The organism is Streptomyces sp. MnatMP-M17, assembly GCF_900091995.1.
Taxonomy (GTDB): Bacteria; Actinomycetota; Actinomycetes; order Streptomycetales; family Streptomycetaceae; genus Streptomyces.
Genome location: NZ_FMDK01000607.1, coordinates 1 through 9,891 on the forward strand (window position 1 = coordinate 1; position 9,891 = coordinate 9,891).

The window sequence follows — 9,891 nt, forward strand, 5'->3', positions numbered from 1 at the left end:
CCGGGCGGCGCCGCCGATGACCGCGCCGAGATGGGCGGCGAGCCCGGCGGGCGGCGGTGCGAGCGGCTGGGCGAAGTCCAGCCGCAGCGTGCGGCCGTCGGGCAGTACGGTGGCAGCGAGGGCGCCGTCGTAGGCGAAGCCGTCGGGCAGCCGGAAGGCGGACTGGGGCACCGGCCGCTTCGTACCGCCGGGCTCGGTCCACCTGAGGTGCAGATTCGAGCCGCCGTAGTGCTCGAAGTACTCCACCTTGATGTCATAGGCCTGACCGGCCGTCAGCTCGACCGGCTGGGCGGTCTGTTCGTTGTCCCAGTCGTCGATCCAGTGGTCGATGGTCAGCCTGCCGTCGACCCAGAGCCGGAACCCGTTGTCGCCGGTCATCGAGAAGGTGTGCGGGCCGGTGGCGGCCGGCACGATCTTCCCGGTCCAGCGCACACTGACATCGTCCGCCCGTCCCGTGGTGGCGCTCAGCCGCGGGTCGAGATTGCCGAAGTCGATGACCGGATCGAAGACGGTGGCCTTGAGTTCATGGAAGTCGAAGGCTCCGGGAGCGGACTGGGTGTAGTACTCGCCCTTGAGGCCACGGGCCTCGACGGCATCGTCGTCGGCGGCAGCCGAGGCGGCCGGGACCGCGATGAGTCCCGCGACGCCGAGTACGGCGGCGAGCAAGAGGGCCAGTTTTCTTCGGATGCGCACAAGTCCTCCTTGAAACTGAGGGTGGCGGCTCGTTGCGACGGTCTGTACAACGTTGGAAGGAACGGCAGTTGGCATGACAGCACGCCGTTCCTCCACTGTCCAGGGCCCTGACCGAGCCGGGATCGGCGCCTTGTATAACGTTGAACAAAACGGGCGGGGCGGGCCCGCGGGACCACTCCGGAGGGGAAGTGCCGATGAACGTCAGCCTCAAGGACGTCGCGGAGCGTGCGGGCGTCTCCATCAAGACCGTGTCGAACGTGGTCAACAACTACCGGCATGTCACACCGGCGATGCGCGCCCGGGTCCAGCGGGCGATCGACGAGCTGGGCTACCGGCCGAATCTGACTGCGCGTCATCTCCGTAAGGGACGTACGGGCATTCTCGCGCTGGCCGTGCCCGAGCTGGGCAATCCGTACTTCGCCGAACTGGCCGGCGCGGTGATCGACGCGGCCGCCGAGTACGAGTACACCGTGCTGCTCGACCACACCGGTGGCCGCCGTGAGCAGGAGATCCTGGTCAGCCAGGGATTCCGGGCACGGGTCATCGACGGGCTGATCCTGAGCCCCATCGAGCTGTGCCCTGAGGATCTGCTCGGGCGTGACCACGACGCGCCGCTGGTGCTGCTCGGCGAGCGGGAGTACGACCTGCCGTACGACCACATCGCGATCGACAATGTCGCGGCGGCCAGGACCGCGGTAGGGCATCTGCTCGGTCTCGGCCGCACCAGGATCGCCTTCCTGGGCGCCCGTACGGACCGGGCGAACGAGCCCTCACAGCTCCGGCTGCGCGGCTGGCGTACGGAGCTGACCGCGGCCGGAGTGCCCGCGCCGGACTCCCTGGTCGCGCCGACGGGCGGCTGGGAGCACGCGGACGGCGCGGCGGCGATGGCGCGGCTGCTGGATTCCGGCGTGCTGCCGGACGCGGTCTTCGCGTACAACGACCTGATCGCCATCGGAGCGATGCGGGTGCTGTGGGAGCGCGGGCTCCGGGTGCCCGCGGATGTCGCGGTGGTCGGCTTCGACGACATCACCGAGGGCCGCTACGGCATGGTGACGCTGACCACGATCTCACCGGACAAACAGACCATCGCCCGGCTCGCCGTGCAGTCGGTGGTGGAGCGGCTGCGCGGCGGGACGGAGGACCGCGAAACTGCGGCGGCACGTGAACTCCGCGTGGATTTCGCCCTGGTGGAGCGGGAGAGCACACGCGGCGGACAGTGAGCGTGCCGCACCGGACCGGTGCGACAGGAGGGGTTTACAGGTCTCGTACAACGATGTAAAAACCTTCCGAACAATCTCAACGCACCAACTGACCGTACGAGTTGGCCTCCCGCGGGCGCTCAGCGCGCCGGGGCCGCGCCGAGATGGGGTTCCGCCATGAAGTCTTCCGCCGTCCGCCGCACCACCGCCAAGACTGTTCTCGCCGCAGCCGTCGCCGCCGCTCTCGCCCTCACCGGCTGTGCGAAGACCGAGGACGACGCGGCCGGTGACACGTCCTCGTCCGCCTCGGGTGACACAGGTCAGGTGGTCGCCACTCCCGGCGCCGGGAGCGGTGCGACCTGCACCGTCGAGCAGTTCGGCGGCGCGAAGACCGATCTCGCCACCGCGACCGTCGGCTTCTCCCAGTCCGAGAAGGAGGCCAATCCCTTCCGGATCGCCGAGACCGCCTCGATCAAGGCGGAGGCGGAGAGCCGTGGTGTCAAGCTGCTCACCGCCAACGCGCAGAGTCAGTTCTCCAAGCAGATCAGCGATGTCCAGGACCTGATCGCCAAGGGCGCGGACCTGCTGGTGATCGCTCCGCTCAACTCCGACGGCTGGGGCCCTGTGCTGCGCGCGGCGGCGGCCAGGAAGATCCCGATCGTGACCGTCGACCGGAAGATCAACGCGGCTCCGTGCAAGGACTATGTGAGCTTCATCGGCTCGGACTTCATCGAGCAGGGCAAGCGGGCGGCGGACCGGATGATCGAGGCGACCGGCGGCAAAGGCGAGGTCGCCATTCTGCTGGGCGCCGCCGGGAACAATGTCACCACCGAGCGCACCAAGGGCTTCAAGGACCGGATCGAGGCCGAGGCGCCCGGTCTCCGCGTGGTGTTCGAGCAGACCGGTGAGTTCGCACGGGAGAAGGGCCAGCAGGTCACCGAGCAGCTCATCCAGTCCAATCCGGACATCACCGGGATCTACGCCGAGAACGACGAGATGGGCCTCGGCGCGGTCAACGCCCTGAAGAGCGCGGGCAAGAAGCCCGGCGCCGTCAAGATCGTCACCGTGGACGGTACGCGCAACGCGGTGCAGGGCATTGTCGACGGCTGGATCTCCGGAGTGATCGAGTCCAACCCACGCTTCGGACCGCTCGCCTTCGACACGCTCGACGCCTTCACCAAGGGCGAGGAGGTCGCCCAGGACATCGTCATCCAGGACAGCGCGTACACGGAGGAGAACGCGAAGTCCGGTCTGGGCAAGGCCTACTGACGTGCTGTCGGTCACCGGACTGAGCAAGACCTTTCCCGGCGCGCGGGCGCTGGACGGTGTGGACCTGGCCGTACGGCCCGCCGAGGTCCATGCGCTGATCGGCGAGAACGGCGCCGGCAAGTCCACGCTGATCAAGGTGCTCACCGGTGTGTACCGGCCCGACGAGGGCGAGATCGTCCTCCAGGGCCGGCCGGTCCGGTTCGCCACACCGCTGGAGGCACAGCGCGCCGGGATCTCCACCATCTACCAGGAGGTCAATCTCGTCCCGCTGATGAGCGTGGCCCGCAATCTGTTCCTCGGACGCGAGCCGCGCGGCCGGCTCGGGCTGATCGACTTCCGCCGGATGCACCGCGCGGCGGACGAGGCGCTGCGCGCGCTCGGGCTGCGGGTCGATGTACGGCGGCCGTTGCGTTCACTCGGTGTCGGTGCCCAGCAGATGGTGGCGCTGACACGGGCCATGGCGGCGGACGCCCGGGTGGTCGTGATGGACGAGCCCACGTCCTCGCTCGAACCGCGCGAGGTCCGCACCTTGTTCGAGGTGATCAGGACGCTCAAGGAGCGCGGGATCGCGGTGATCTATGTCAGCCACCGGCTGGACGAGCTGTACGAGATCTGTGACACCGTCACCGTGCTGCGCGACGGCAAGCGGGTGCACACCGGTTCCCTCGCGGAGCTCGACCGGCTGAGGCTGGTGTCGCTGATGCTGGGCCGGGAGATGGGCGAGGTACGCGGCGAGGGCCGCACCAAGTTCACCGGAGCGCACCGGGCCGGCGGCGAACCGGTGCTCGAAGCAACGGATCTGACGGTACGTCACTCCCTGCGGGGAGTGTCCCTGCGGCTGCGTCCCGGCGAGGTGGTGGGACTCGGCGGACTGCTCGGCTCCGGCCGCAGCGAGACCGTCAGAGCCATCGCCGGGGCGCTGCCGGCCGACTCGGGCCGGGTGCTGGTGGCGGGCGTTCCCGTACGGACCGGCTCCACGCCCGCCGCGATCAGGGCGGGCATCAGTCTGCTGCCCGAGGACCGCAAGGCCGAGGGCATCGTGCCCGGACTCTCCGTACGGGAGAACATCGCGCTGGCCGCGCTGCCCGGACTCGCCCGCTTCGGTCTGGTGGACGACGCCCGGATCGACCGGGTGGTGGACACCTTTGTGAAGCGGCTGCGGATCAAGGCGTCCTCACCGCACCAGAAGGCCGGTGAGCTCTCCGGCGGCAATCAGCAGAAGGTGCTGCTCGCCCGGTGGCTCGCGATGCGGCCCAAGGTGCTGCTGCTGGACGAGCCCACCCGGGGCATCGACGTCGGTGCCAAGGCCGAGGTACAGGGCCTGATCGACGAACTCGCGGACGAGGGACTCGGAGTGCTGCTGATCTCCTCCGACATGGAGGAGCTGATCGAGGGCTCCGACCGCGTCGTGGTGCTCAGGGACGGCGCGGTGGTGGCGGAGCTGACCGGGACCGAGGTGACGGAGGAGCGGCTGCTGCGCGCGATCGCCGCTGAGGAGGGCGGAGACCGTGATGACTGAGCTGGCGGCGCCACGGCGCGTACCGCTGGACCGGACGCGGGCGCTGACACTCCTTCAGGAGTACGGCGTCTACGCGGGCGTGGCCGTTCTGCTGCTGGCCAATGTCCTCTTCACTCCGCACTTCCTGTCCGCGGAGAACTTCCGCACCCAGGCGGTGCAGGTCGCTCCCGTTCTCGTCGTGGCGCTCGGCATGGCGCTGGCCATCGGCAGCGAGGGCGTCGATCTGTCGGTCGGCTCGGTGATGGCGCTGTCGACCTCGCTGCTCTCGCTCTATCTCGGCTACGGGCCCTGGATCGCGCTGATCGCCGCGCTCGTCGGCGGAGCCGCGGTCGGACTCGCCAATGGCTCACTGATCGCGTTCATCGGCGTGCAGCCGATCGTGGCGACGCTGGCCCTGATGGTCGCGGGCCGCGGGCTGGCGCTCGTACTGCTCCCGCAGCTCAAGGATGTACGGGACCCGGGAATGGCGGCGCTCGGCTCGGACGATCTACTCGGCGTTCCCTATCCGGTACTGATCGCGGCCGTGCTGGCGCTCGCCGTCGGCTTCACCGTACGGCGCACCACCTTCGGCCGGCAGCTCCTCGCGATCGGTGACAGCCGGCCGGCGGCGAAGCTCGCCGGGCTCCCGGTGCGGCGGGTGCTGATCCTTGTCTATGTCTGCTCGGGCGTGCTCGCCGCGATCGCGGGAGTGCTGGCCACGGCCCGTCTCCAGGCGAGCGATCCGACCTCGCTCGGCAGTCTGATGGAGCTGTCCGCGATCACCGCCGTGGTGGTGGGCGGGACTCCGCTGAGCGGCGGACGGATCAGGATCGGCGGCACGGTGGCGGGCGCCGTACTGATCCAGTTGCTGACCGCCACGCTCATCAAGCACGATCTGCCGCCGTCCTGGACGCAGATCGCCCAGGCCGTGGTGATCGTGCTCGCGGTCTACGCGGCACGGGAACGGGGGAAGCGGTGACCACGGTGGAGACCGGGAAGGCCGGAAGCTCGGGGAAGGGCGGGAACCCCGGGAAGGGCGGGAGCTCAGGCAAGGGCGGTTCCGCGCCGGTGCCGGAGGAAGAGCCCGGCGCGAGGCGGGCCGAGCGGCTCAGCGCGCTCGCGCAGCAGCACGGAGCGCTCGTGACGCTGATCCTGGTGGCGCTCGCCGCCTCGATCGGCTTCGACACCTTCGCGACCGGCGACAATCTGGCGAACATGGCGGTCTCCTCGGCGTTCCTCGCCGTGGTCGCCCTCGGCATGACCTTTGTCATCATCACCGGCGGTATCGATCTCTCGGTGGGCTCGCTGTTCGCGCTCGGCGGTGTGCTCGCCGCCTGGGGCTCCCGGTACGGCACGGCCGTCGCGCTGCTGCTGCCGCTGGCGGTCTGCGGAGTGATCGGTCTGGTCAACGGACTGCTGATCGCACGGGCCCGGCTGGCGCCGTTCATCGTGACGCTGGCGGCGATGCTGCTGGCGCGCGGTGTGCTGCTGTCGGTCACCGACGAGGGCTCCACCACCTATCTGGTGGACGAGACGTCCTTCTTCGCCCGGCTCGGCCAGGACACGCTGCTGGGAATCGGTGTGCCGGTGTGGATCACCGCGGCGCTCTTCGTGCTGGGCGCGATCGCGCTGCGCCGCAGCCGGTTCGGCCAGTATGTGTACGCGGTCGGCGGCAACGAGGACGCGGCGGCCCTGATGGGCGCTCCGGTGGCCCGTACGAAGATCGCCGTCTACACGCTCTCCGGGCTCTGCGCGGGACTCGCGGGAGCGCTGAACGCGGCCTGGCTGGTCTCCGGCGTGACCATTCTCGGCGCAGGTCTGGAGCTGGAGGCGATCTCCGCCGTGGTCATCGGCGGCACACTGCTGACCGGCGGCTTCGGCTTCATCAGCGGTTCGCTCGTGGGCGTCCTGCTGCTGAAGGTCATCCAGAATGTGATCAACCAGATCGGTTCGCTCGACTCGGCGTATCAGCAGGTCGTCAGCGGAGCGTTTCTCGCGGTGGTGGTGATCGCCCAGACCTGGCTGGGCCGACGGCGCCGGATGCTCTGACCGTACGGGCCGGTCCGGGCAGAGGTGCCGGAGTCCTGGCACCTCCGCCCGGACCGGTCAGACGACCCGCTGTCCCTTGCCCAGGGCGATGACTCCGTTCTTCGAGACGGTGTAGAGCTCCTGGTCGCGCCCGGGATTGACACCGATCGTCGCGCCGGGCGGCACATCCACGTTCTTGTCGAGGATCGAGCCGCGCACCACCGCGCCGCGCCCGATCCGTACGTTGTCGTGCAGCACGGAGCCCTGTACCACCGCGCCCTCCGCCACCACCACTCCCGGCGAGAGCACGGAGCGGGTGACCTGGCCCCGGATGACACAGCCGGGCCCGACGATCGAGTCGCTGGCGATCCCGCCCGCCACGAAGCGCGCGGGCGGCAACTGGCCCGGATGCGTGTAGATGGGCCAGCGGCGATTGTCGAGATTGAACACCGGCTGGTGCGAGATCAGATCCATGTGCGCCTCGTAGTACGAGTCGAGCGTGCCCACATCTCGCCAGTAGCCGTGCTCCCTCGGTGTCTCGCCCGGCACATGGTTGTCCTGGAAGTCGTAGACCTGGGCCATGCCGCGCTCGGTGAGCATCGGCAGGATGGACCCGCCCATGTCGTGCACCGAGTTCTCGTCCTCCGCGTCCCGGTGCAGCGCGTCGACAAGGACCTTGGTGGTGAAGAGATAGTTGCCCATCGAGGCGAAGACACGGTCCGGATCGCCCGGCAGGCCCGGCGGATCGGACGGCTTCTCCAGAAACCGTTCCACCTGAGTGCCGTCCGAGGCCGGTGTGATGACTCCGAAGGACGAGGCCTCGGCACGCGGCACCCTGATCCCGGCGACGGTGACGCCCGCGCCGTTCTCGATGTGCTGTCTGAGCATCTGGCGCGGATCCATCCGGTACACATGGTCGGCGCCGAACACCGCGATGTAGTCGGGCTGTTCGTCATGGACGAGATTGAGGGACTGGAGAATGGCGTCCGCGCTGCCCAGATACCAGCGCGGTCCCAGCCGCTGCTGGGCGGGAACGGGCGTCACATAGTTGCCGAGGAGGCTGGACATCCGCCAGGTGGTGCTGACATGGCGGTCCAGCGAGTGCGACTTGTACTGCGTCAGCACACACATCCGCAGGATGTCGCCGTTCACCAGATTCGACAGGACGAAGTCGACGAGACGGTACGTACCGCCGAAGGTCACCGCTGGTTTGGCCCGGTCCGCGGTGAGCGGCATCAGGCGCTTGCCCTCGCCACCCGCCAGTACGATCCCGAGCACCGAAGGTCCACCACGCATCGCCGCTCCCTCTATTCGGACTTGAGAAGCTCCTGGTACACCTCGTACGTACGGCGGGCGATCCGGTCCCAGCCGAACGCGCCGACGGCGCGCTCCCGGCCCGCCGCGCCCATCCGCGCCGCCGACTCGGGATCGTCCAGCACCCGGTTGAGGGCCTCGGTGAGCCCTGACTCGAAGGCCTCCGGGTGGCGTTCGTCGTACGGCACGAGCAGTCCGGTCGTCCCGTCGTCCACCACCTCGGGAATACCGCCGACGGCCGAGGCGACGACGGCCGTTCCGCAGGCCATGGCCTCCAGATTGACGATACCGAGCGGCTCGTACACCGACGGACAGACGAACACCGTGGCATGGGTGAGGAGTTGGATCACCTCGGGGCGCGGCAGCATCTCCGGGATCCAGTGCACACCGTCCCTGGTCCGGCCCAGCTCCTCGACCAGCTCCCGGAACTCCCGGCCGATCTCGGGCGTGTCGGGAGCGCCCGCGCACAGCACGAGCTGGGCACCGGGATCGAGGGCGCGGGCTGCGCGCAGCAGATGCGGGACGCCCTTCTGGCGGGTGATCCGGCCGACGAAGAGCACATAGGGCCGCTCGGGATCAAGGCCGATCCGGTCCAGTACGGCGGTGCCGTGGTCGGGACGGTAGAGCCCGGTGTCGATGCCGTTGTATACGACCTGCACGCGGCCGGGATCGAGCGCGGGATAGCAGGCGAGGATGTCGTCGCGCATCCCCCGGGAGACGGCGATGACGGCGTCCGCGGCCTCGATCGCCGTACGCTCCGCCCAGCTCGACAGCGCGTAACCGCCGCCGAGCTGTTCCGCCTTCCAGGGCCGCAGCGGTTCCAGGGAGTGGGCGGTCACCACATGCGGGATGCCGTACATCAGCTTGGCGACATGGCCGGCGAGATTGGCGTACCAGGTGTGCGAGTGGACCAGCTCGCGCCCGTCGAGCGCCGCCGCCATCGACAGATCCACGGAGAAGGTGCGCAGGGCGTCATTGGCGCCGTCGAGTCCGGGCGCGGCCCGGTGGCGGACCACTCCCGGCTCCGCCGCCGCGGCGGGCTCCTCGCCCGCGCTCCAGCAGTGCACTTCGAGATCGGTCAGGGAGCGCAGCTCCCGGGCCAGGAATTCCACATGGACGCCCGCGCCGCCGTAGACGTCCGGCGGATATTCGCGCGTGAGCAGGCCGACTTTCACGCCATCCCCCGTTCTCGCCCGGCGATCGCAGCCCTGTCATGGTCACCCGGATTCGGCCTGGGCGGAAGAGCACGACGGCGACCGGTGTCGCGACGGGCCGCGATCGGCCCTGCCGTACCGGACCACACCGGCCGGATCACCGCGGCCGAGGGCCATCCATCCGGCACTGACCTGGACGACCCTCCGTGGGAGGACATCTCGCTCCACCCAGTACTACGACAGCAGTACACAGGATTGACCTCTCCAGGACGACGACCGGAACACACGGAAGAGAGATCGTGGAAGACATGAGTGCCCTCGCGCTGTCCGTGCTTCTCTCCCTGGTCTCCGCCGTCGCGTACGCGACCGGCGCGATCCTCCAGGAGCGCGTCGCGGCGAACACCCCGGACCGTCCCTACGCGCCGCTGCACCACGGGGCATGGTGGGCGGCCGTGGTGCTGAACGGTCTGGGCGCGACGCTCCATGTGGTGGCGCTGGCGTACGGGCCGCTCAGCCTGGTCCAGCCGCTCGGTGCGCTCACCATAGTCTTCGCCCTGCCCATGGCGGCGCTCTTCGTGGGCCGCAGGGCCGGGCGCACGGCCTGGCGTGGCGCGATCATGGCGAGTGTGGGCCTCGCGGGGCTGCTCGCGCTGACCTCGGGCACCGATGCCCGCACGCTGGGCGGCGAGGAGCGGCTGGCTCTGGCCGCGGCCACGCTGGGCGGCGTGGGGGTGGT

General features: G+C 69.5%; 9 protein-coding genes. 6 read left to right on the forward strand and 3 right to left on the reverse strand.

The window, feature by feature from the left end; translation table 11 throughout:
* Window positions 1-693: PA14 domain-containing protein (locus tag GA0115259_RS25805; protein ID WP_256098138.1), on the reverse strand; the 693-nt coding region annotated here is incomplete at its 3' end.
* 194 nt (window positions 694-887) lie between these two features.
* On the opposite strand from GA0115259_RS25805, the gene GA0115259_RS25810 reads away from it, so the two are divergent.
* From GA0115259_RS25810 to GA0115259_RS25830, 5 genes are all read left to right on the forward strand, one after another.
* Window positions 888-1,913 (forward strand): LacI family DNA-binding transcriptional regulator, encoded by a 1,026-nt coding sequence (locus GA0115259_RS25810; protein WP_093601462.1) that lies wholly within the window; start codon window positions 888-890, stop codon window positions 1,911-1,913.
* A 156-nt stretch (window positions 1,914-2,069) separates the two neighbouring features.
* Entirely contained in the window at window positions 2,070-3,161 is a 1,092-nt protein-coding gene (locus tag GA0115259_RS25815) for an ABC transporter substrate-binding protein (RefSeq protein WP_093601464.1), read from the forward strand.
* 1 nt (window position 3,162) lies between these two features.
* A complete protein-coding gene (locus GA0115259_RS25820) occupies window positions 3,163-4,680 on the forward strand; it encodes a sugar ABC transporter ATP-binding protein (RefSeq protein ID WP_093601466.1) in 1,518 nt (505 codons plus the stop codon).
* Window positions 4,673-5,638: an ABC transporter permease gene (locus tag GA0115259_RS25825; RefSeq protein ID WP_093601468.1), complete on the forward strand. Its 966-nt coding sequence runs from the start codon at window positions 4,673-4,675 to the stop codon at window positions 5,636-5,638. Before GA0115259_RS25820 ends, GA0115259_RS25825 begins: the two co-directional genes overlap by 8 nt.
* A gap of 89 nt (window positions 5,639-5,727) precedes the next feature.
* Window positions 5,728-6,708 (forward strand): ABC transporter permease, encoded by a 981-nt coding sequence (locus GA0115259_RS25830; RefSeq protein ID WP_093601474.1) that lies wholly within the window; start codon window positions 5,728-5,730, stop codon window positions 6,706-6,708.
* Between the two features lie 57 nt (window positions 6,709-6,765).
* Here GA0115259_RS25830 and glgC read toward each other — a convergent pair whose 3' ends face one another.
* Complete coding sequence (gene glgC / locus GA0115259_RS25835) at window positions 6,766-7,983, reverse strand: glucose-1-phosphate adenylyltransferase (RefSeq protein ID WP_093601470.1); 1,218 nt, start codon at window positions 7,981-7,983, stop codon at window positions 6,766-6,768.
* 11 nt (window positions 7,984-7,994) lie between these two features.
* The gene (gene glgA, locus GA0115259_RS25840; RefSeq protein WP_093601472.1) at window positions 7,995-9,176 is read right to left on the reverse strand and encodes a glycogen synthase; all 1,182 of its coding nucleotides are present in this window, start codon (window positions 9,174-9,176) and stop codon (window positions 7,995-7,997) included.
* A 287-nt stretch (window positions 9,177-9,463) separates the two neighbouring features.
* Here glgA and GA0115259_RS25845 point away from each other — a divergent pair.
* On the forward strand, window positions 9,464-9,891 hold a 428-nt coding region (locus GA0115259_RS25845; protein WP_272921196.1), incomplete at its 3' end, for a DMT family transporter.

What these genes read in the sequence shown, in the direction of transcription:
- GA0115259_RS25810 (WP_093601462.1), top strand. Translation starts at nt 888, where the DNA reads ATGAACGTCAGCCTCAAGGACGTCGCGGAGCGTGCGGGCGTCTCCATC.
- GA0115259_RS25815 (WP_093601464.1), top strand. Translation starts at nt 2,070, where the DNA reads ATGAAGTCTTCCGCCGTCCGCCGCACCACCGCCAAGACTGTTCTCGCC.
- GA0115259_RS25825 (WP_093601468.1), top strand. Translation starts at nt 4,673, where the DNA reads ATGACTGAGCTGGCGGCGCCACGGCGCGTACCGCTGGACCGGACGCGG.
- glgC (WP_093601470.1), bottom strand. Translation starts at nt 7,983, where the DNA reads ATGCGTGGTGGACCTTCGGTGCTCGGGATCGTACTGGCGGGTGGCGAG.